The organism is Aromatoleum evansii (assembly GCF_012910805.1).
Classification (GTDB): Bacteria; Pseudomonadota; Gammaproteobacteria; order Burkholderiales; family Rhodocyclaceae; genus Aromatoleum; species Aromatoleum evansii.
In genome coordinates this window covers 95,132-116,051 of sequence record NZ_WTVK01000010.1, presented here as the reverse complement: position 1 = coordinate 116,051, position 20,920 = coordinate 95,132, and the positions used below count along the sequence as shown (strand labels likewise).

At 65.8% G+C, this 20,920-nt stretch carries 18 protein-coding genes; 15 read left to right on the top strand and 3 right to left on the bottom strand.

Annotated features, from left to right (window positions below; translation table 11 throughout):
* The first annotated feature begins 125 nt into the window (after nucleotides 1-125).
* The 5 genes from rfbB to GO615_RS07105 are packed head-to-tail and all read left to right on the top strand — an operon-like array spanning nucleotide 126 to nucleotide 3,884.
* Nucleotides 126-1,190 (top strand): dTDP-glucose 4,6-dehydratase, encoded by a 1,065-nt coding sequence (gene rfbB, locus GO615_RS07125; RefSeq protein ID WP_169126386.1) that lies wholly within the window; start codon nucleotides 126-128, stop codon nucleotides 1,188-1,190.
* On the top strand, nucleotides 1,187-2,071 hold the full coding sequence (gene rfbA / locus GO615_RS07120; protein WP_169126384.1) for a glucose-1-phosphate thymidylyltransferase RfbA: 885 nt from the start codon (nucleotides 1,187-1,189) through the stop codon (nucleotides 2,069-2,071). The genes rfbB and rfbA overlap by 4 nt, the downstream gene beginning before the upstream one ends.
* Nucleotides 2,071-2,616: a dTDP-4-dehydrorhamnose 3,5-epimerase gene (gene rfbC, locus GO615_RS07115; protein WP_169126382.1), complete on the top strand. Its 546-nt coding sequence runs from the start codon at nucleotides 2,071-2,073 to the stop codon at nucleotides 2,614-2,616. The genes rfbA and rfbC overlap by 1 nt, the downstream gene beginning before the upstream one ends.
* Complete coding sequence (gene rfbD / locus GO615_RS07110) at nucleotides 2,613-3,506, top strand: dTDP-4-dehydrorhamnose reductase (protein WP_169126380.1); 894 nt, start codon at nucleotides 2,613-2,615, stop codon at nucleotides 3,504-3,506. Before rfbC ends, rfbD begins: the two co-directional genes overlap by 4 nt.
* 3 nt (nucleotides 3,507-3,509) lie before the next feature.
* On the top strand, nucleotides 3,510-3,884 hold the full coding sequence (locus tag GO615_RS07105; RefSeq protein WP_169126378.1) for a hypothetical protein: 375 nt from the start codon (nucleotides 3,510-3,512) through the stop codon (nucleotides 3,882-3,884).
* Here the strand turns inward: GO615_RS07105 and lysA are convergent.
* Nucleotides 3,857-5,119: a diaminopimelate decarboxylase gene (gene lysA, locus GO615_RS07100; RefSeq protein WP_169126377.1), complete on the bottom strand. Its 1,263-nt coding sequence runs from the start codon at nucleotides 5,117-5,119 to the stop codon at nucleotides 3,857-3,859. The genes GO615_RS07105 and lysA overlap by 28 nt on opposite strands.
* Nucleotides 5,116-5,334: an LPS translocon maturation chaperone LptM gene (lptM, locus tag GO615_RS07095; protein ID WP_246262185.1), complete on the bottom strand. Its 219-nt coding sequence runs from the start codon at nucleotides 5,332-5,334 to the stop codon at nucleotides 5,116-5,118. Before lptM ends, lysA begins: the two co-directional genes overlap by 4 nt.
* Here lptM and cyaY point away from each other — a divergent pair.
* Nucleotides 5,333-5,656, top strand: coding sequence for an iron donor protein CyaY (gene cyaY / locus GO615_RS07090; protein WP_169126375.1), 324 nt, complete (start codon nucleotides 5,333-5,335; stop codon nucleotides 5,654-5,656). The two genes, lptM and cyaY, sit on opposite strands and share 2 nt — an antisense overlap.
* 23 nt (nucleotides 5,657-5,679) lie before the next feature.
* On the opposite strand, the gene GO615_RS07085 is transcribed toward cyaY, so the two are convergent.
* A complete protein-coding gene (locus GO615_RS07085) occupies nucleotides 5,680-8,037 on the bottom strand; it encodes a penicillin-binding protein 1A (protein WP_169126373.1) in 2,358 nt (785 codons plus the stop codon).
* A 170-nt stretch (nucleotides 8,038-8,207) separates the two neighbouring features.
* Between GO615_RS07085 and GO615_RS07080 the strand changes: the two genes are divergently transcribed.
* From GO615_RS07080 to GO615_RS07040, 9 genes are all read left to right on the top strand, one after another.
* Entirely contained in the window at nucleotides 8,208-9,281 is a 1,074-nt protein-coding gene (locus tag GO615_RS07080) for a pilus assembly protein PilM (RefSeq protein WP_169126371.1), read from the top strand.
* Nucleotides 9,278-9,850 carry a PilN domain-containing protein gene (locus GO615_RS07075; protein WP_169126370.1) on the top strand — a complete coding sequence of 191 codons (573 nt, stop codon included), beginning with the start codon at nucleotides 9,278-9,280 and terminating at the stop codon, nucleotides 9,848-9,850. Before GO615_RS07080 ends, GO615_RS07075 begins: the two co-directional genes overlap by 4 nt.
* Nucleotides 9,847-10,515: a type IV pilus inner membrane component PilO gene (locus GO615_RS07070; RefSeq protein WP_169126369.1), complete on the top strand. Its 669-nt coding sequence runs from the start codon at nucleotides 9,847-9,849 to the stop codon at nucleotides 10,513-10,515. Before GO615_RS07075 ends, GO615_RS07070 begins: the two co-directional genes overlap by 4 nt.
* A 7-nt stretch (nucleotides 10,516-10,522) precedes the next feature.
* Nucleotides 10,523-11,038, top strand: a complete 516-nt coding sequence (locus tag GO615_RS07065) for a pilus assembly protein PilP (protein WP_169126368.1) — start codon at nucleotides 10,523-10,525, stop codon at nucleotides 11,036-11,038.
* Complete coding sequence (locus tag GO615_RS07060) at nucleotides 11,035-13,212, top strand: type IV pilus secretin PilQ (RefSeq protein ID WP_169126367.1); 2,178 nt, start codon at nucleotides 11,035-11,037, stop codon at nucleotides 13,210-13,212. Before GO615_RS07065 ends, GO615_RS07060 begins: the two co-directional genes overlap by 4 nt.
* Before the next feature lie 67 nt (nucleotides 13,213-13,279).
* On the top strand, nucleotides 13,280-13,792 hold the full coding sequence (locus tag GO615_RS07055) for a shikimate kinase (RefSeq protein WP_422614261.1): 513 nt from the start codon (nucleotides 13,280-13,282) through the stop codon (nucleotides 13,790-13,792).
* 1 nt (nucleotide 13,793) lies between these two features.
* A complete protein-coding gene (aroB, locus tag GO615_RS07050) occupies nucleotides 13,794-14,876 on the top strand; it encodes a 3-dehydroquinate synthase (protein ID WP_169126365.1) in 1,083 nt (360 codons plus the stop codon).
* Nucleotides 14,873-15,997: a deoxyguanosinetriphosphate triphosphohydrolase gene (locus GO615_RS07045; RefSeq protein WP_169126364.1), complete on the top strand. Its 1,125-nt coding sequence runs from the start codon at nucleotides 14,873-14,875 to the stop codon at nucleotides 15,995-15,997. The genes aroB and GO615_RS07045 overlap by 4 nt, the downstream gene beginning before the upstream one ends.
* A gap of 248 nt (nucleotides 15,998-16,245) precedes the next feature.
* Nucleotides 16,246-20,919, top strand: coding sequence for a glutamate synthase-related protein (locus GO615_RS07040; protein ID WP_169126363.1), 4,674 nt, complete (start codon nucleotides 16,246-16,248; stop codon nucleotides 20,917-20,919).
* The last annotated feature ends 1 nt before the right edge of the window (nucleotide 20,920 follow it).

Here is a 20,920-nt window from a genome sequence, read left to right as displayed (position 1 = left end):
ATCTTGCGAAGCGCGCAAGGACGCGGCGGGTATGCGGGCGCGATACAATCACGGATTCCGTTTTTCGTCCGGACCGGCATTTTACGCCGCCGCAAATGCGGCAAGCTGGCTGAAGAGGTAGATCAATGATTCTCGTGACCGGCGGCGCAGGCTTCATCGGCGCCAACTTCGTACTCGACTGGCTGCGCGCAAGCGACGAGCCGGTGCTGAATCTCGACGCGCTGACCTATGCGGGCAACCTCGAGAATCTTGCCGCGCTGCAGGGCGACGGCCGCCATGTCTTCGTGCACGGCGACATCTGCGACCGTGCGCTCATCGACCGCCTGTTCGCCGAGCATCGCCCGCGCGCCGTCGTCCATTTCGCCGCCGAAAGCCACGTCGACCGTTCCATCCACGGCCCCGGCGACTTCGTCCGCACCAACGTCGAAGGCACCTTCACGCTGCTCGAAGCCGCCCGTGGCTACTGGTCCACGCTCGAAGGCGAGGAGAAGGCCGCCTTCCGCTTCCTGCACGTCTCGACCGACGAGGTCTACGGCTCGCTCGGTCCGAACGACCCGCCCTTCGCCGAAACCAAGGCCTTTGAACCGAACAGCCCCTATTCCGCCAGCAAGGCCGCGTCCGACCACCACGTGCGCGCCTGGCACCACACCTACGGCCTGCCGGTGCTCACGACCAACTGCTCGAACAACTACGGCCCCTACCAGTTCCCCGAGAAGCTCATCCCGCTGATGATCGCCAACGCGCTCGCCGGCAAGGCGCTGCCGGTGTATGGCGACGGCCGCAACGTGCGCGACTGGCTCTACGTCGGCGACCACTGCGCCGCGATCCGCGAAGTGCTCGCGCGCGGCCGCCTCGGCGAGACCTACAACGTCGGCGGCTGGAACGAGAAGCCCAACCTCGAGATCGTGCACACGGTCTGCGCGCTGCTCGACGAGCTGCGCCCCGACGCGGCCGGCCCGCACGCGCGCCTGATCACCTACGTCGCCGACCGTCCCGGCCACGACCGCCGCTACGCCATCGACGCGCGCAAGATCGAACGCGAGCTCGGCTGGCGCCCCGCCGAGACCTTCGAGACCGGCATCCGCAAGACCATCGCGTGGTATCTCGCCAACCAGGACTGGGTCGCGCATGTCCAGTCCGGCAGCTACCGCGAATGGGTCGAGCGCAACTACGGAGAACGTCGAGCATGAGCACACGCAAGGGCATCATCCTCGCCGGTGGATCCGGCACCCGCCTGCACCCGGCCACGCTGGCGGTCTCCAAGCAGCTGCTGCCGGTGTACGACAAGCCGATGATCTACTACCCGCTGAGCACGCTGATGCTCGCGGGCATCCGCGACATCCTCATCATCTCGACGCCGCAGGACACGCCGCGGTTCGAACAGCTCCTCGGCGACGGCAGCCGCTGGGGCCTCAGCCTGCAGTACGCCGTCCAGCCGAGCCCGGACGGCCTCGCCCAGGCCTTCCTGATCGGCGAGCAGTTCATCGCCGGCTCCCCGTCCGCCCTCGTGCTCGGCGACAACCTTTTCTACGGCCACGAACTCGCCGATGACCTCCGGCAGGCCGGCCAGCGCGCGCATGGCGCGACCGTGTTCGCCTATCCGGTGACCGACCCCGAGCGCTACGGCGTCGTCGAGTTCGACGCTGCCGGCCACGCGATCAGCATCGAAGAGAAACCGGCGAAACCGAAGAGCCGCTACGCCGTCACCGGCCTCTACTTCTACGACCATCGCGTCGTCGACATCGCGCGCGGCCTCAAGCCCAGCCCGCGCGGCGAACTCGAGATCACCGACGTCAATCGCCACTACCTCGAGGCGGGCGCGCTCGACGTGCAGGTCATGGGCCGCGGCCACGCCTGGCTCGACACCGGCACCCATGAAAGCCTGCTCGAGGCCGGCCTCTTCATCCAGACGATCGAAAAGCGCCAGGGGCTCAAGATCGCCTGTCCGGAAGAAATCGCCTGGCGCTCGGGCTGGATCGACGCCGCCCAGCTCACCGACCTCGCCAAGCCGCTCGCCAAGAACGGCTACGGCCAGTACCTGCTGCGCGTGCTCGAAGAGAAGGTGTTCTGATGAAGGCCATCCCCACCGCGATTCCCGACGTGCTGCTCATCGAACCGAAAGTGTTCGGCGACGCGCGCGGCTTCTTCTTCGAAAGCTTCAATGCCCGGGCCTTCCGCGAGGCCACGGGACTCGACGAACAGTTCGTGCAGGACAACCACTCGCGCTCCGCGCGCGGCGTGCTGCGTGGCCTCCACTACCAGATCCGCCAGCCGCAGGGGAAACTCGTGCGCGTCGTGCGCGGCGCGGTGTTCGACGTCGCTGTCGACCTGCGCCGCCGCTCGCCGACTTTCGGCCGCTGGACGGGCGTGGAACTCAGCGAGGATAACCACCGCCAGCTGTGGATCCCGCCCGGCTTCGCGCATGGCTTCGTCGTGCTGTCCGACTCCGCGGACTTCCTCTACAAGACCACCGACTACTATGCGCCGGAGCACGAGCGCTGCCTCGCGTGGAACGACCCCGCCGTCGGCGTCGAGTGGCCGCTCGCGGGCGAGCCGCAATTGTCGGCGAAGGACCGCGAGGGCAAGCCCCTCGCCGAATGCGAGGTATTCGAATGAAACTGCTCGTCACCGGCGCAAACGGCCAGGTCGGCTGGGAACTCGCGCGCAGCCTGATGCCGCTCGGCGAAGTCATCGCGCTCGATCGGCGGCGCTGCGACCTGTCGCGTCCCGAGACGCTGGCCGCCCTGGTCGCCGACCTCGCACCGGACGTCATCGTCAACGCCGCCGCCTACACGGCCGTCGACAAGGCCGAGTCGGAGGAAGCGCTCGCGACCACCATCAACGGCGCCGCACCCGGCGAACTCGCCCGCGCCGCGAAGTCAGTGGGCGCGCTGCTGATCCACTACTCGACCGATTACGTGTTCGACGGCTCCAAGTCCGGCCCCTACACCGAGGACGACCCCGTTGCGCCCGTCAACGCCTACGGCCGCAGCAAGCTCGCCGGCGAAGTGGCGATCCGCGAGTCCGGTTGCGACCACCTCATCCTGCGCACCACCTGGGTGTTCGCCGCCCGCGGCGGCAACTTCGTGCGCACGATGCTGCGGCTCGGCGCCGAGCGCGAACTACTGCGCGTCGTCGCCGACCAGCACGGTGCGCCGACCTGGGCGCGCAACATCGCCGACGCCACCGCGCACGTCGTCACCCGGGCGCAGCGCGAGCGGTGCGAAGGCGACTTTGCCTCGGGCATCTTCAACCTCGCTTCGGCCGGCGAAACGAACTGGCACGGATTCGCCGAGGCGATCTTCGCCACGGCCCGGACCGCGTTGCCGGAGCTGACCATGAAGGTCGCGAGTGTCGAACCGATCCCCGCGTCCGCCTACCCGACGCCGGCCGCACGTCCGGCCAACTCCCGCCTGTCGGCGGACCGCCTCGCCGCGCGCTTCGGCATCGCGATGCCCCAATGGCAGGACGCACTGCGCCGCTGCCTGGAAGACATCGCGCGCTGAATCATGAGCGGTTTCGAACACTTCGCCCGCGACGCCTGCGAACTCGAGCGCGAGATCCTCAAGCGCGGCATGCTGCTCAAGCTTGACTGGGATGACGCGGCCATCATGCGCAAGCTCGCGCGCGAAGCCCTCGAAGGGGGGGCCGACCACACGCAGGCGCTGCTCGCCGACCCGGATGCGCGCCTGCGCGCGCGCGGCGAACTTTTCGCGCTGGGCGTGCTGATGCTGCGCGTGATGGAGGAGAGCGCCGATACCGGGGTGCACACCCACGGCGGTCCGGCCTGGAAGGCCTTCGGCCGCGCCCTCATCCAGGAGGCGCAGGCCGAAGGACGGGCCGTGGACCCGAGGGCTCAGGTCAACGGCGACTCGAGCGCGTAGAGAGATTCGACGGTTTCGCGCCGGCGGATCAGGTGCACGCGGTCGCCATCGACCATGACCTCGGCCGCGCGAGGACGCGTGTTGTAGTTCGAACTCATCGCCATGCCGTAGGCCCCGGCCGACAGTAGCGCGACCAGGTCACCTTCCTCGACGGCCAGCTCGCGGTCGTGCGCAAGGAAGTCGCCGCTTTCGCAGATCGGCCCCACGATCTCGTAGTTCTTCACCTCTCCCGCGCGCGGCTGCACCGCCACGACCTCGTGATAGGCGTCGTACAGGGCCGGGCGCGCCAGGTCGTTCATCGCCGCATCCACGATCGCGAAGTTCTTCTCTTCGCCCGGCTTCAGGTACTCGACGCGGGTCAGCAGCAGGCCGGCATTGCCGACCAGCGAGCGGCCGGGCTCGAAGCACAGTTCCTCCTTGCGCCTGTCGAACAGCTTCAGCAGCGGAGCGAGGTATTCGGCGACCGTCGGCGGCTTTTCGTCGCGGTAACGGATGCCCAGGCCGCCGCCAAGATCGATATGGTCCAGCGCGATGCCCTCGGCGGCGAGCCGGTCGACCAGCGCGAGCAGCTTGCCCGCGGCTTCCCCGATCGGAGCGGGATCGAGCAGCTGCGAGCCGATGTGGCACGCCACGCCGCTCACCCGCAGGTTCGGCAGGCTCGCCGCGCGGCGGTACAGGTCGGCCGCCGCATCGACCGCGACGCCGAACTTGTTGCTCTTCAGTCCGGTCGAGATGTAGGGATGGGTCTTCGGGTCGACGTCCGGATTCACGCGGAACGCGATCGGCGCGACCTTGCCGAGTTCGCCGGCCACTTCGTTGAGGCGGTCGATCTCCGCCTCCGACTCGACGTTGAAGCAGCGGATGCCGGCCTGCAGCGCCAGGCGCATCTCGTCGCGGCTCTTGCCGACACCCGAGAACACCACCTTGCCGGCATCGCCGCCAGCGGCCAGCACCCGCGCGAGTTCGCCGCCCGACACGATGTCGAAGCCCGCGCCCAGCTGCGCGAACACCGACAGCACGCCGAGGTTCGAATTCGCCTTCACCGCGTAGCACACCAGGGCCTTGCGGCCGGCAAGCGCGTCGCGGTAGGCCGAGAACGCCTCGGTCAGCGCGCGGCGCGAATAGACGTAAACGGGCGTGCCATGCTGTGCGGCGATCGCGGCGAGCGACACGCCTTCGAGCTGAAGGCCGTCATTGCCCTCGGTCAGGGTCGGAATCGGAAATCGGGAGGTCATCGGGAGTCGTCGGCAGCCTTGGGTGCTTTGCTATGATCGACGCCGGCGGCCGGAGCCGCCTTGGCCGGTGCGGGCGGAACCTGGGGCAGGTACAGCGGCCCCTTGATCCCGCAACCGCACAGGGCAATGGCACAGCACAGCGCGGCAGCGGTCGGAATGGCTCGCATGGTGTCGTCGGTCGAAAAAACGGAAATGCTAACAGAAGGAGCGAACATGGAAGAATCGGCGTTCAACGCGCTGGCCGAAGCCGAACTCGCGCGCATAGAGGCGGCGCTCGAAAGCTGCGGTGCCGAACTGGACATCGAAACCATGCCCGGGGGCGTGCTCGAGGTCGAATTCGAGAACGGCAGCAAGATGGTGATCAACCGCCACTCCGCCGCGCGCGAGATCTGGGTCGCCGCCAAGTCCGGCGGCTTCCACTTCCGCCCCGACTCCGGCCGCTGGATCGCCACGCGCGACGGCGCCGAACTCTACGCGCTGCTGTCCCGGTTGGTCAGCGAGCAGTCCGGCAATCCGGTGGTGGTGGCCGCCGGCTGATCTGCCGGCAGCCTGCCCGCAGATCAGGGTCGGCGGATCGGCGTCGGGGATCGCTCGACGACGGGGGCAGGCGCCGCCGCGGGCCGGGTCTGGGGTAGCGCCTCGTCGGGCGCCTCCGAGGGCAGCGGGAGGTTCTCGATGCCGGCCGGTATCATGATCGGCTCCGCCGGCAGGTTCTCCGCGTAGATGTACTCCTCGCGTCCTGAGCCGGTATCGACGGCAAGAAGGCCCTCCGGGCGCGGCGGGAACTTCTCCGGGAGTCCCTTCAGCGCCGTCCGCATGTAGTTCACCCACATCGGCAGCGCCGCTGAACCGCCGGTCTCGCCGCGTCCGAGGTTGCGCGGCTGGTCGAAGCCCATCCAGCTCACCGCAACGAGATCCGGATGGTAGCCGGCGAACCAGGCGTCCACATAGTCGTTGGTGGTTCCCGTCTTGCCCGCGAGGTCGGCGCGCTTGAGCGCGAGTGCGCGCGTCGCCGTGCCGCGCCGGATCACGTCCTGCATCATCGAATTCATCAGCCAGGCGTTGCGCGGGTCGATCACCCGCGGTGCGCTCTCGCCGGCGACCGGCGGGTCGATCTTCGCGACCACATGTCCCTGTCCGTCGATCATTTCCTTCACGACATACGGTTCGATGCGATAGCCGCCGTTCGCGAACACTGCGTATCCGGCGGCCATCTGCCACGGCGTCGCCATCCCGGCGCCCAGCGCCATCGTCAGGTAGGGCGGATGCTGTGCGGCGTCGAAACCGAAGCGGGTGACGTAGTCCTGCGCATACTCGGGCGTGATCGAGCGTAGCAGGCGGATCGAGATCATGTTCTTCGATCGCGCCAGCCCCTCGCGCAGCGTCATCGGCCCTTCATACTTGCCGTCGTAGTTCTTCGGCTCCCAGTCCTTGCTTCCCGTGATGCCGGCCGGGAAGAACAGCGGACCGTCCTCTTCGACCGTGCTCGGCGAGAAGCCGCGCTCGAGTGCCGCCGAGTAGATGAAGGGCTTGAAGCTCGATCCCGGCTGGCGCAGCGCCTGGGTCGCATGGTTGAACTTGTTCCGATTGAAGTCGAAGCCGCCGATGAGCGCCCGCACCGCGCCGGTCTTCGAGTCCACCGAGATCAGCGCCGCCTCCACGTCCGGCAGCTGCGCGATCTCCCAGCCCTTCTCGCCGAGCTCGCGGATGCGCACGATCGCCCCGCGCCGCAGCTTGCGTGCCTGCGGCGCACGCTCGTTGAGCATCGGCGCGGCAAAGGCCAGTCCCGCACCCGAGATCTTCAGGCTCTCGCCATGGCGATAGACCGTGACCGACTTCGGCGATGCCTCGAGAACCAGCGCGGCGAGCAGGTCATCGTAGTCCGCCGCGTCGGAGAGCAGTTCATCGAGCCGCTCTTCGTCACCCGCCTTGATGCCGTTCAGGTCGACAAAGCCCTCCGGGCCGCGATAGCCGTGCCGCCGGTCGTAATCCTGCACGCCCTGCCGCACCGCCTTGTAGGCGGCCTGCTGTTCCTCGCGCGTCACCGTCGTGATCACGCGGATGCCGGAGTCGTAGGCTTGATCGCCGAACTGCTCGACGGCCAGCTGACGCGCCATTTCCGCAACGAAGTCGCCACGCAGCGGACTCGCTGCCGAACGCCCGTTGGCTAGCACCAGCGGTTCCGCGCGGGCCGTCTCGTAGGTCTTCTCGTCGATGAAGCCCGCTTCGACCATGCGCCGCAATACGTAGTGCTGGCGCTGCGTCGCGCGGCGCGGGTTGGCGATCGGATTGTAGGCGGACGGTGCCTTCGGCAGTCCTGCGAGCATGGCCGCCTCGGCCACGGTGATGTCCTTCAGCGGCTTGTCGAAGTACGCACGTGCCGCCGCGGAGAAACCGTATGAGCGCTGGCCGAGAAAAATCTGGTTGATGTAGAGCTCGAAGATCTGGTCCTTGCTCAGGCTGCGTTCGATGCGCAGTGCCAGGAGAATCTCGTAGAGCTTGCGGTTGAAGGTTTTTTCGCGCGTCAGGAAAAAATTGCGCGCCACCTGCATCGTGATCGTCGATGCCCCCTGGCCGCGCCCGCCCGACACGACGTTCGCGAGCGCCGCGCGCGCGATGCCGATCACGTCGATGCCGGGGTGTTCATAGAAGCGCTCGTCCTCGGCCGCGAGGATGGCCTGCTTCAGAATCGCCGGGACTTCGTCCATCGTCACGACGACGCGTCGTTCCTCGCCGAATTCCCCGAGTAAATATCCATCTGACGTGTATACTCGCAGCGGAATCTTCGGGCGGTAATCGGTCAGAACGTCCAGCGAAGGCAGGTTCGGCCATGCGAATGCAGAGACGGCCGCGATGGTTGCCGCGCCGAGAACGACGAGAGCGATCAGTGCCGCGAGGGGATACAAGACCCAGCGCATCGGGAATCCAGAAAGGGAGGGCGGGAGCGCGATTATACGTTTGCGCGACCTGAGCCTCCAAAGCATCCGCCGCCGTCTGTGTTTGCACTCGCAACACTTTGTTGCTAGCATCTCAGAAGCTTATTCAGTATCGGCGCCTAACATAAAGAAATTTAAGGATTTTCTTTGTGATGGACTTCTCCCTCTTTCGCCCCAAGGCGCGCCAACTGGTCGGCCTCGATATCTCATCTTCATCCGTGAAGATGGTCGAGCTGTCAGAGGGCGAAAAGGGTGCATACCGCATGGAGCGGTATGCCATCGAATCCCTTCCGCGTGACGCCGTCGTCGACGGCAACATCGCCAATCTCGAAGGCGTGAGCGAGGCCGTGTCGCGTGCCGTGCGCCGCATGGGCGGGGGCATCAAGCAGGTGGCCATTGCGCTCCCTGCTTCGGCGGTCATCACCAAGAAGATGATCCTGCCGGGCGGCCTGCGCGACCAGGAAATGGAGCTCCAGGTCGAGTCCGAGGCCAGCCAGTACATCCCCTTCGCGCTGGACGAAGTCAATCTCGACTTCCAGGTGGTCGGCCCGTCGCCGGGCAGCCCCGAGGAAGTAGAAGTCCTCATCGCGGCATCGCGCAAGGAAAAGGTCGAGGATCGCGTCGCCGTCGTCGAATCCGCTGGCCTCAAGGCCGTCGTGATGGACGTCGAGTCCTTTGCTGCGGAGGCTGCCTTCGAGCTCGTGGCGAAGCAGCTCCCGGGCGGAGGTGCCGACAAGATCGTCGCGGTCATCGACGTCGGTGCCAACGTCATGAACGTCAGCGTACTGCGCAACGGCCAGCAGCTCTATGCCCGCGAACAAGCGTTCGGCGGCATGCAGCTCACGCAGGAAATCGCACGGCAGTACGGCATGAGCGTCGAGGACGCCGAGTCTGCGAAGCGGACCGGAGGGCTGCCCGAGGATTACGAGCGCGACCTGATGCGTCCCTTCATGGATAGCCTGGCCCTCGAAGTCTCGCGGGCCCTGCAGTTCTTCTTCACATCCACACAGTTCAACCAGGTCGACCACATTGTCCTCGCGGGCGGCTGCTCGGTCATGCCCGGGCTGTCCGAGGTCGTCGCCGGTCGCACCCAGGTCCCGTCCATCGTCGCCAATCCCTTCGTCGGGATGTCGCTGTCGTCGCGTGTGCGACCCAAGAATCTGCTGGCCGATGCACCGTCGTTGATGGTCGCGTGCGGGCTGGCGCTCCGGAGATTCGATTCATGATTCGAATCAATCTGCTGCCCCATCGGGAGCTCAAGCGCCGTGAACGGCGCCAGCAGTTCTACGTCGTGTCCGTCGCGATGGTCGCGGCCGGCCTGCTGATCGCGCTGGTCGTGCACACCGTCATCGCAGGCTATGTCGAGCGTCAGGAACGCCGCAACGACTTCCTCAAGGCCGAGATCTCCAAGCTCGACGCCCAGATCGCCGAAATCAAGCGTCTGCGCGAGCAGATCGACGCCCTGCTGGCGCGCAAGCAGGTCATCGAGTCCCTGCAGACGACGCGGGGCCAGGCGGTGAACGTCATGAACGAGTTTGCCCGGCGCGTGCCCGACGGCGTGTATCTGCGATCGATCAAGCAGACCGGGCCGAAGATTGCCCTGCTCGGCTACTCGCAGTCCAATTCGCGCGTTTCGGCGCTGATGCGCAGCCTCGACGAATCGCCCTATCTCGCCAACCCGGGGCTGGTGGAAATCAAGTCCGCATCCGTGAACAAGCGGCGGGTCAGCGATTTCGCGCTCAATATCGGTATCGAAGGGCCCAAGGCCGAAGGCGATCAAGGGGCCAGAAAATGAATCCCGGCAAACTCAAAGGCATCGATTTCGAGCGGCTCTCGCAGGATTTCAAAGGGCTCGATCCCAACGATCCCGGCGCATGGCCGCTGGCGCCGCGCATCGCGGTGTTCGTCGCGTTGCTGGTTGCGGCCCTTGCGCTCGCATGGTGGTTCGACTGGCGCGATCAGGTGGCGCTCCTCGAACAGCGCGAGGCTGAAGAGGTGCAACTGCGCAGCGACTGGGTGACGAAGAAGAAGCTTGCCGTGAATCTGGATGCCTACAAGCTTCAGCTCGAGGAGACCGACCGCCAGTTCGGCGCGCTGCTCAAGCAGCTTCCGAATCGCGCCGAGATGGATTCGCTGCTGTCCGACATCAACCAGGCCGGCGTGGGCCGCGGGCTGCAGTTCGAGCTCTTCAAGCCGGGCGCCGAAGCGGTCAAGGATTTCTATGCCGAGATGCCGATCGATGTGCGCATCGTCGGTGCCTACAACGATCTCGGCGCGTTTGCCGAGGACGTCGCCCGCATGTCCCGCATCGTGACGCTGGACAATGTCGCGCTCGAAACCCTCAAGGACGGCGGGCTCAAGCTGGAAGCGAAGGCCGTCACGTATCGCTACCTCGACGAAGAGGAGCTCGCGCAGAAGCGCCAGCAGGAGAAGGCCGCAAAGGCAAAGGGAGGCAAGTGAGAAAGCCATGAAACGCCTTCTGATACTTGCAAGTGCCCTTGTCCTCACCGCCTGTGCCGGCGACCAGGAGGACATCCAGGGCTGGATGGTCGAGCAGGAAAAGGGCATGCCCCAGACGATCAAGCCCCTGCCCGAGGTGAAGCCCGCGCCAGTCGTGAAATACGAAGCCGAAGGCGCCGCAGACCCCTTTGTTGCGAGCCGCATCGAACCGGAAACCAAGACCTCCCGACGCGGCGGTCCCGATCTCGATCGGAGGCGCGAGCCGCTCGAATCCTACCCGCTCGAATCCCTGCAACTTGTCGGCGTGATCACCCAGAACAAAAAGGTACACGCCTTGGTCCGCGCCGACCAGAACCTGCACCAGGTCAGGGTCGGCAACTACATGGGCCAGAACTTCGGACTGGTGACGGCGATCTCGGAGTCGGAAGTCACCCTTAAGGAACTGGTTGAAGACATGAACGGCGATTGGGTCGAGCGCATCAGCACATTGCTGCTGCAGGAGCAGCAGGAGGCACGGAAATGAACAAACAACGCATGATTGCGCTGCTGTGTGCGGCGTTCACCCTCGCTGTTCCTGCGCCCGCCGTCCTGGCGCAAGCTGCGTCGTCGCAGACCCAGGCCGCGCCGAACCGCATCGAAGATCTCGAGGTTTCCCGGCAAGGGGGATCCGTATTGCTGAAACTCACGCTGAAGGAGCCCCTGGCGGCGCCGCCGGCGAGTTTCAGCGTTGCGAACCCCGCGCGGATCGCATTCGATTTTCCCGGCACCGTCAATGGCCTGGGTCGCAGCGTGCAGGAAATCGACCAGGGCGACCTGCGCAGCGCCAACATCGTGCAGGCAGGTGACCGCACGCGCCTTGTCCTGAATGTTTCCAAGGTGACGCCGTTCGAGTCGCGCATCGAGGGGCGCTCCGTCATCATTTCTCTCGGTGCCGCAGCGCCGGTCGGCGCGACGACCACCCAGGTGTCGCAGGCAATGGCCAATTTCGCGCCGCAGAAGAGTGACGCGGTCGCCGAGGGCAGCAGCATCCGCGACATCAATTTCCGCCGCGGCAAGGACGGTGAAGGCCGGGTGGTCGTTCAGCTCTCGAGCTCCGATGCCGGCATCGACATCCGTCAGCAGGGCGGCGGACTGGTCGTCGAATTCCTGAAGACCTCGCTGCCCGAGCATCTGCGTCGCCGCTCCGACGTCACCGACTTCGCCACTCCGGTGACCTCCATGACCGCCCAGCAGCAGGGCGACAACGTCCGCCTGCAGGTGACTCCCAATGGCAAGTGGGAGCACAACGCCTACCAGAGCGACAACCAGTTCGTGCTCGAGGTGCGCCGTGTCGTCGAGGATCCGAACAAGCTCGTCCAGGGCGCCGCACGCGGCCAGTACAAGGGTGAGAAGCTCTCGCTGAACTTCCAGAACATCGACGTCCGGTCGGTGCTGCAGGTCATCGCGGACTTCACCAACTTCAACATCATCACCAGCGACTCCGTGCAGGGCAATCTGACCTTGCGCCTCAAGGATGTGCCGTGGGATCAGGCCCTCGACATCATCCTGCAGGCCAAGGGCCTGGACATGCGCAAGTCGGGCAACGTCATCTGGATCGCCCCGGGTGAGGAGCTCGCGACGCGCGAGAAGCTGCAGCTCGAAGCGAAGGCGCAGATCGGCGACCTCGAGCCGCTGCAGACCGAGAGCTTCCAGATCAATTACCACAAGTCCAAGGAAATCTTCGATTTCCTGAAGAGCAAGGATCAGACGATGCTATCGAAGCGTGGCAGCGTCGTCGTCGTCGACGAGCGCAGCAACCGGCTATTCGTCACCGACGTCGCCAGCCGCCTCGCGGCCCTCGCGAGCCTCATCAAGGACATCGACATCCCGCCGCGCCAGGTCATGATCGAGGCGCGGGTCGTCGAGGCGAACAAGGACTTTGCGCGCGACCTCGGTGTGCGTCTTGGTTACGGCGATCGCCGCGCGAAGAACCTCGGCGATGGTGCGAAGATCGGCTTCGGATCGTCCGAGTTCGGCAATTTCAATTCTTCGACCGGCGCGATCAGCACGGACCCGGATACGCCGATCAACACGATCATCCATCGTGTCGGCGAGAACGCGGTCAGTGGCAATGGCTTCCTGCCGACAAACCCTTTCGGCGCGCTGAACCTGACCCTTTTCAACCGTTCGCTGACGCGCTTCCTGAACCTGGAACTGGCGGCTCTCGAGTCTGACGGTCGCGGGCGCGTCGTGTCGAGCCCGCGCATCCTCACTGCCAACCAGGTCGAAGCGACGATCAAGCAGGGCCAGGAAATTCCCTACGTCACGCCCTCCAGCGGCACCGAGCCGCCTACGGTCAGCTTCAAGGACGCCGTGCTGATGCTCAAGGTGCGTCCGCAGATCACGCCTGACGGCCGCATCCAGCTGAAGGTTGAGGTAAGCAAGGACAGGGCCGACTTCTCGCGCAGCATTCTCGGCAATCCGCCCATCGACAAGAAGAGCGTGACGACCGAAGTGATGGTCGAGAACGGCGGCACGGTGGTGATCGGCGGCGTGTTCGAGGAAGAGGAGACGACCAACGTGGATCGCGTGCCGCTGCTCGGCGAGATTCCCTACCTCGGCGCCCTGTTCCGCTCGACGAGCACGCAGTCGGCACGTCGCGAGCTGCTGGTGTTCCTGACGCCGCGCATCGTTGCGGACACGCTGACGCTCAAGTGATCGGCGTACGCGCAGGCTCGTTGGCCTGCTGTATAGTTGCTGGCATTACGTATCGGATGCCGGTTTGGTGTTAGTGATTCTGGTTGGCATGATGGGCGCCGGGAAGACCACGGTTGGTCGCGAGTATGCCCGGCGTCATCGCATGCGCTTCATCGATTGCGATCACGAGATCGAGGCTCGCACGGGGGTCAAGGTCTCCACGATCTTCGAGATTGAGGGCGAGGAAGGTTTCAGGCGGCGCGAGACTCAGCTCATCGACGAGCTGACGCACGAGTCCGACCTGGTGCTGGCCACCGGCGGTGGGGTCGTTCTCAACCCCGACAATCGCGCGATGATGTCCGAGCGGGGTATCGTCGTTTACCTCAACGTCCCGACCTCGGTCCTGTGGGAGCGGACGCGGCACGACCGCAACCGGCCCTTGCTGCAGGTACCCAATCCGCGCGAGCGTATCGAGACGCTCTACCGCGAACGTGATCCCTTGTACCGTTCCGTCGCGGACATCATCGTCGATGGCGGTCGCGGCAACCCCGGGGGGATGGTGCGGGTGATCGAGAAGGCCATCGATAACTTCAAGAAGTGATATGCGTACCCTGAATGTGGCCCTCGGCGACCGCAGCTATCCGATTCACATCGGTCGCGGCCTGCTCGCCGACCCTTCGCTGATTGTTCCCTTCCTCAGGACGCCGCGCGTCGCGATCGTCACCAACGACGTCGTGGGGCCGCTATACCTTGGTCCGCTGCAGAGCGTGCTGCGCGACAGCGGCGTGCGCGTGCACGCCGTGACCTTGCCCGATGGCGAGGTGCACAAGGACTGGCCGACGCTGAACCTGATCTTCGACATGCTGCTGGCCGAGCGTTGCGAGCGCTCCACGACCCTCCTTGCCCTGGGCGGGGGGGTCGTCGGCGACATGACGGGCTTTGCCGCAGCGACCTACCAGCGGGGCGTGCCGTTCATCCAGATTCCGACGACGTTGCTGTCTCAGGTCGATTCGTCGGTGGGCGGCAAGACGGCGATCAATCATCCGCTCGGCAAGAACATGATCGGCGCGTTCTACCAGCCGAAACTCGTACTGGCCGACACGGGCACGCTCGAAACGCTGCCGGGGAACGAACTCGCGGCAGGCCTGGCGGAAGTAATCAAGTACGGCCTGATCCGCGATCCGGCGTTCTTCGAGTGGCTGGAGTCGAACATCGAGCGCCTGGTTGCGCGCGATCCCGAGGCGCTGGCGTTCGCGATCGAGCGCTCGTGTGCGAACAAGGCCGAGGTCGTCGCTGCCGATGAAACCGAACAGGGCGAGCGGGCGCTCCTGAATCTGGGCCATACCTTCGGCCATGCGATCGAAACCGGCATGGGCTATGGGGCCTGGCTACACGGCGAGGCCGTCGCGGCAGGGACGATGATGGCGGCGGAGCTGTCGGCGCGGCTGGGGTGGTTGAGCGGCGATGAGGTCGTGCGGATCGAGGCGCTGCACCGACGTGCCGGCTTGCCCGTGCATGGCCCGCGGCTTGGCGTGTCGCGCTATCTGGAGTTGATGGCCCACGACAAGAAGGTGGAGGCCGGGCGGCTGCGGCTGATCCTGTTGCGCGGCATCGGCAGGGCGGTCATCCATGCCGATGCGACGCACGAGGCGATCGCGGCCGCTATCGAAGCGCGTTGCGCATGATGGCGCTCGCCGCCTGGGCGGTTACCGAAGCTAATTCGCGCGGGCGCGTCCATCCCGAGCCCTCGCCGGGCATACGTACCGAGTTCCAGCGCGACCGCGACCGCATCGTCCATTCGAATTCGTTCCGGCGGCTCGAGTACAAGACGCAGGTCTTCGTCAATCACGAGGGCGACCTCTTTCGTACCCGTCTCACGCACAGCATCGAGGTGGCCCAGATCTCGCGCGGGGTGGCGCGGGCGCTGCAGCTCAACGAGGATCTAGTCGAGGCCGTCGCGCTGGCGCACGATCTCGGGCACACGCCGTTCGGGCATGCGGGTCAGGACGCCCTGAATGCCTGCATGAAGGCGCACGGGGGCTTCGAGCACAACCTGCAATCCCTGCGAACCGTCGATCTTCTTGAGGAGCATTACGCCGCGTTCGACGGCCTCAACCTATGCTACGAAACGCGCGAGGGAATCCTCAAACACTGCTCGCGCGAGCGCGCCAAGGAGCTGGGCGAGCTGGGACAGCGCTTTCTCGCCGGCCATCAGCCTTCGCTGGAAGCGCAGCTGACGAACCTCGCGGACGAGATCGCGTACAACAACCACGACGTAGACGATGGCCTGCGCTCGGGGCTGATCACGCTCGAGCAGCTCGACGAAGTCGCCGTTTTCGCGGATGCCCGCCGCGATGCGGAGGCGCGCTGGCCCGGCCTGGGCGGGCGTCGCCTGATCCACGAGACGATCCGGCGCATGATCAACGAGATGGCGCTCGACCTCATCGCCACGACGCGTGCGAACATCGAGGCCGCCGGCGTGCAGTCGCTTGCGGACGTGCGCCATGCCGGGCGTCTGGTCGCGTATTCGGAAGAGCTGGCGCCGCGCCTGCGCGAGCTGAAGGCCTTCCTGCGGCAGAACCTCTACGCGCACTATCAGGTGCTGCGCATGACGGACAAGGCGCGCCGCATCATCCAGGATCTGTTCGGCGCCTTCATGAGCGATCCTCGCCTGCTCCCGCCGCAGTACCAGATGCGGGCGCGCGCCGACACGCCGCGTGCAATCGCCGACTACATCGCGGGAATGACCGACCGCTACGCCATGAAAGAGCACCGCCGCCTCTTCGCCGTTGGCGAAATTCATTGAGGCATCATAGGCTTACCGCAACGCAAAAATTTCTTGAAACAGCGGTTTTGCGGAGGTATATTCCTAAGTCCGCCTGAAAGGTAAGCAGTGGCCGTGTGTCAAGCATTGGCCGAAGGAGCCGGTGTGCGCGCGCATCCCGGCTCTTTTTGACGCCTGCACAATTTTGGTGCGTTATTTGCATGCGGCGCTGCCGTCGCCCGATCAACGCCGGCTTTTCCGGCAAACGTGTTGTGTCGAGGAAGAACGTGATGGATCTCCCCCAGAAGCAGGGTCTGTACGACCCGACCAATGAACATGACGCCTGTGGTGTGGGCTTCGTCGCCCACATCAAGGGCGTCAAGAGTCATGCAATCATCAGCCAGGGGCTTGAGATTCTGAAGAATCTCGACCACCGGGGTGCGGTTGGCGCCGACGAGCTGCAGGGCGATGGCGCGGGTATCCTGATCCAGATTCCCGATGCGCTGTATCGCGAAGAGATGGCGAAGCAGGGCATCGCCCTGCCGCCGGCGGGCGAATACGGTGTCGGCATGGTGTTCCTGCCCAAGGAGCAGGCGTCGCGCCTCGCGTGCGAGGAAGAGATCGGCCGCGCCGTGCGCGCGGAAGGCCAGGTGGTGCTCGGCTGGCGCGACGTCCCGGTGAATCGCGACATGCCGATGTCGCCGGCCGTGAAGGCCAAGGAGCCGGTGATGCGCCAGGTCTTCATCGGCCGCGGCCCGACCGTCACCGTGACCGACGCGCTCGAGCGCAAGCTGTACGTGATCCGTCGCCGCGCGGCGAACGCGATCAACGCGCTGCAGCTCAAGCATGGCAAAGAGTTCTACATGGTGTCGATGTCGGCCCGCACCGTGAACTACAAGGGCCTGCTGCTCGCCACGCAGGTCGGCGAATACTACTGCGACCTTGCCGACGCACGCGCGGTGTCGGCGCTTGCGCTGGTGCACCAGCGTTTCTCGACCAACACCTTCCCGAAGTGGGACCTCGCGCATCCGTTCCGCTACATCGCGCACAACGGCGAGATCAACACGCTGCGCGGCAACTACAACTGGATGCGCGCGCGCGAGAAGGGCACGCATTCGCCGCTGCTCGGTGACGACCTGCAGAAGATCTGGCCGCTGATCTATCCGGGCCAGTCGGACTCGGCGTCCTTCGACAACGCGCTCGAGCTGCTCGTGATGAGCGGCTACTCGCTCGCCCACGCGGTGATGATGATGATCCCCGAGGCGTGGGAGTCGCACACGCTGATGGACGAGAAGCGCCGCGCCTTCTACGAGTACCACGCGGCGATGATGGAGCCGTGGGACGGCCCGGCGGCGGTCGCCTTCACCGACGGCGTGCAGATCGGCGCGACGCTCGACCGCAATGGCCTGCGTCCGGCGCGTTACCTCGTCACCGACGACGACCTCGTGGTCATGGCCTCGGAATCCGGCGTGCTGCCGATCCCCGACAGCAAGATCGTCAAGAAGTGGCGCCTGCAGCCCGGCAAGATGTTCATGATCGACATGGAGCAGGGCCGCATCATCGACGACCGCGAGCTGAAGGAGTCGCTGGCCCAGGCCAAGCCTTATCGCGAATGGATCCGTCGCATCAACATCAAGTTCGACGACCTGCCCGTGCCGGAAGGCGTCGAGCCGGTGCAGCCTGCCGCCTCGCTGCTGGATCGCCAGCAGGCCTTCGGCTACACGCAGGAAGACATCAAGTTCATCCTCGAGCCGATGGGCAAGACCGGCGAGGAAGCGACCGGCTCGATGGGCAACGATTCGCCGCTCGCCGTGTTGTCGGCGAAGGAGAAGCCGCTCTACAACTACTTCCGTCAGTTGTTCGCGCAGGTGACGAACCCGCCGATCGACCCGATCCGCGAGCAACTGGTGATGTCGCTGGTGTCCTTCATCGGCCCGCGCCCGAACCTGCTCGAGATCAACGAGATCAACCCCCCGTATCGCCTCGAGGTGACCCAGCCGGTGCTGGACTTCGACGACATGGCGAAGATCCGCAACATCGCGCGTTACGCCGACAGCCGCTTCCGCTCGGCCGAGCTGGACGCGTGCTATCCGGTCGCGTGGGGCAAGGAAGGCGTCGAGGCGCGCCTGGCGACGCTGTGCGCCGAGGCCGAGGATGCGGTGCTGCAGGGCTACAACATCCTGATCGTGTCGGATCGCAAGGTCGACGCCGAGAAGGTGGCGATCCCGGCGCTGCTGGCGACCTCGGCCGTGCATCAGCATCTCGTGTCGAAGGGCCTGCGCACGCGCGCCGGCCTGGTGGTCGAGACCGGTACCGCACGCGAGGTGCATCACTTCGCGGTGCTCGCGGGCTACGGCGCGGAAGCCGTCCATCCGTATGTCGCGATGGAGACCCTGCAGCAGATCGCCGGTGGCGGCGAGGCCGGCGCGAAGGCGATCAAGCATTTCGTCAAGGCGGTCGGCAAGGGCCTGATGAAGGTCATGTCCAAGATGGGCATCTCGACCTACATGTCCTACACCGGCGCGCAGATCTTCGAGGCGGTCGGCCTGAAGCAGTCGCTGTGCGACCGCTACTTCACCGGTACGACCAGCCAGGTCGAGGGCATGGGCGTGTTCGAGGTGATGGAGGAAGCCATCCGCCTGCACCGCAAGGCCTTCAGCAACGACCCGGTGCTGGTCGACATGCTCGACGCAGGTGGCGACTACGCCTACCGCGTGCGCGGCGACGACCACATGTGGACGCCGGAATCGATCGCCAAGCTGCAGCATGCGACGCGCTCGGGCAAGGCCGACACCTACAAGGAATACGCGAAGCTGATCAACGACCAGAGCAAGCGCCACATGACGCTGCGCGGCCTGTTCGAGATCAAGCCCGCCGGTCCCCCGGTGCCGCTCGAGGAGGTCGAGCCGGCCAAGGAGATCGTCAAGCGCTTCGCCACCGGCGCGATGTCGCTCGGCTCGATCTCGACCGAGGCGCACACGACGCTGGCCGTGGCGATGAACCGCATCGGCGGCAAGTCGAACACCGGCGAGGGCGGCGAGGACCCGATGCGCTTCAAGCCGATCACGCAGGCGATGCGCCTGTCGCAGATCGTCGGCGAGAACCGCATCGCACGCGACCTCGAGCTGAAGGCGGGCGATAGCCTGCGTTCGGCGATCAAGCAGGTCGCTTCGGGCCGTTTCGGCGTCACGACCGAGTACCTGGTCAATGCCGACCAGATCCAGATCAAGATGGCCCAGGGCGCGAAGCCCGGCGAGGGCGGCCAGCTGCCCGGCCACAAGGTCAGCGAGTACATCGGCTTCCTGCGCCACTCGGTGCCGGGCGTCGGCCTGATCTCGCCGCCGCCGCACCATGACATCTACTCGATCGAGGATCTCGCGCAGCTGATCCACGACCTGAAGAACGCCCAGCCGGCCGCTTCGATCTCGGTCAAGCTGGTGTCCGAGATCGGTGTCGGCACGGTCGCCGCGGGTGTCGCCAAGGCCAAGGCCGATCACGTCGTGATCGCCGGCCACGACGGCGGCACCGGCGCTTCGCCGTGGTCGTCGATCAAGCACGCCGGCAGCCCGTGGGAACTGGGGCTCGCCGAGACGCAGCAGACGCTGGTGCTGAACAGCCTGCGCAGCCGCATCCGCGTGCAGGTCGATGGCCAGATGAAGACCGGCCGCGACGTCGTGATCGGTGCGCTGCTGGGCGCTGACGAGTTCGGCTTCGCGACCGCTCCGCTGGTCGTCGAAGGCTGCATCATGATGCGCAAGTGCCACCTGAACACCTGCCCGGTCGGCGTCGCGACGCAGGATCCGGAACTGAGGAAGCGCTTCACCGGCCAGCCCGAGCACGTGGTGAACTACTTCTTCTTCGTCGCCGAGGAAGTGCGCGAGCTGATGGCGCAGATCGGCATCCGCAAGTTCGACGACCTGATCGGCCGTCCCGAGCTGCTGGACATGAAGAAGGGCATCGAGCACTGGAAGGCGCGCGGCCTCGACTACAGCCGCATTTTCCACCGTCCGAAGGTCGCCGCGAGCGTGGCCAAGCGTCACGTCGAGACCCAGGACCACGGCCTCGCGAAGGCGCTCGACAACCAGCTCATCGACCTGGCCAAACCCGCACTCGAGCGCGGCGAGCCGGTGCGCATCGATGTGCCGGTGCGCAACATCAACCGCACGGTCGGTGCGATGCTGTCCGGGCGTGTCGCTGAGAAGTACGGCCATGCCGGCCTGCCCGACGACACGATCCACGTGACCCTGACCGGCACTGCCGGCCAGAGCTTCGGTGCCTTCACGGCGCGCGGGGTGACGCTGGAGCTGGTCGGCGAAGGCAACGACTACGTCGGCAAGGGCCTGTCGGGTGGTCGCGTGATCGTGCGTCCGCAGGCTTCGTTCCGCGGCACCTCGACCGAGAACATCATCATCGGCAACACCGTGCTCTACGGCGCGATCGAGGGTGAGGCCTATTTCTCCGGCGTCGGTGGCGAGCGTTTCGCGGTGCGCAACTCGGGCGCCACCGCGGTCGTCGAGGGCGTGGGCGACCATGGTTGCGAGTACATGACCGGCGGTACCGTCGTCGTGCTGGGCCAGACCGGGCGCAACTTCGCGGCCGGCATGTCGGGCGGTGTCGCCTACGTGCTGGACGAGGACGGCACCTTCGAGCAGCGCTGCAACATGGCGCAGGTCGCGCTGGAGCCTGTGCCCGAGGAGATCGAGGCGCGCAAGGGCTCGGAGTCCGGCGACGACCTCGAGTCGCACGGCCGTGTCGACATCAACCACCTCGAGATGGGCGACGAGCTCATCCTGAAGGGGTTGATCGAGCGTCACGCCCGCTACACCGGTAGCGCACGTGCCCGCGAGATCATCGAAAACTGGACCGCCTGGCGCTGCAAGTTCGTCAAGGTGATGCCGCATGAATACCGTCGCGCGCTGGCCGAGATGGCCGCGCAGAAGCAGAAGCAACTGGAGGCCGCGTAAA

Coding starts and splice junctions, on each gene's coding strand:
- rfbA (WP_169126384.1), top strand. CDS start 1,187: ATGAGCACACGCAAGGGCATCATCCTCGCCGGTGGATCCGGCACCCGC.
- rfbC (WP_169126382.1), top strand. CDS start 2,071: ATGAAGGCCATCCCCACCGCGATTCCCGACGTGCTGCTCATCGAACCG.
- GO615_RS07080 (WP_169126371.1), top strand. CDS start 8,208: ATGGACTTCTCCCTCTTTCGCCCCAAGGCGCGCCAACTGGTCGGCCTC.
- rfbD (WP_169126380.1), top strand. CDS start 2,613: ATGAAACTGCTCGTCACCGGCGCAAACGGCCAGGTCGGCTGGGAACTC.
- GO615_RS07045 (WP_169126364.1), top strand. CDS start 14,873: ATGATGGCGCTCGCCGCCTGGGCGGTTACCGAAGCTAATTCGCGCGGG.
- aroB (WP_169126365.1), top strand. CDS start 13,794: ATGCGTACCCTGAATGTGGCCCTCGGCGACCGCAGCTATCCGATTCAC.
- GO615_RS07075 (WP_169126370.1), top strand. CDS start 9,278: ATGATTCGAATCAATCTGCTGCCCCATCGGGAGCTCAAGCGCCGTGAA.
- rfbB (WP_169126386.1), top strand. CDS start 126: ATGATTCTCGTGACCGGCGGCGCAGGCTTCATCGGCGCCAACTTCGTA.
- lptM (WP_246262185.1), bottom strand. CDS start 5,334: ATGTTCGCTCCTTCTGTTAGCATTTCCGTTTTTTCGACCGACGACACC.
- GO615_RS07105 (WP_169126378.1), top strand. CDS start 3,510: ATGAGCGGTTTCGAACACTTCGCCCGCGACGCCTGCGAACTCGAGCGC.
- cyaY (WP_169126375.1), top strand. CDS start 5,333: ATGGAAGAATCGGCGTTCAACGCGCTGGCCGAAGCCGAACTCGCGCGC.
- GO615_RS07085 (WP_169126373.1), bottom strand. CDS start 8,037: ATGCGCTGGGTCTTGTATCCCCTCGCGGCACTGATCGCTCTCGTCGTT.
- GO615_RS07040 (WP_169126363.1), top strand. CDS start 16,246: ATGGATCTCCCCCAGAAGCAGGGTCTGTACGACCCGACCAATGAACAT.
- lysA (WP_169126377.1), bottom strand. CDS start 5,119: ATGACCTCCCGATTTCCGATTCCGACCCTGACCGAGGGCAATGACGGC.
- GO615_RS07070 (WP_169126369.1), top strand. CDS start 9,847: ATGAATCCCGGCAAACTCAAAGGCATCGATTTCGAGCGGCTCTCGCAG.
- GO615_RS07060 (WP_169126367.1), top strand. CDS start 11,035: ATGAACAAACAACGCATGATTGCGCTGCTGTGTGCGGCGTTCACCCTC.
- GO615_RS07065 (WP_169126368.1), top strand. CDS start 10,523: ATGAAACGCCTTCTGATACTTGCAAGTGCCCTTGTCCTCACCGCCTGT.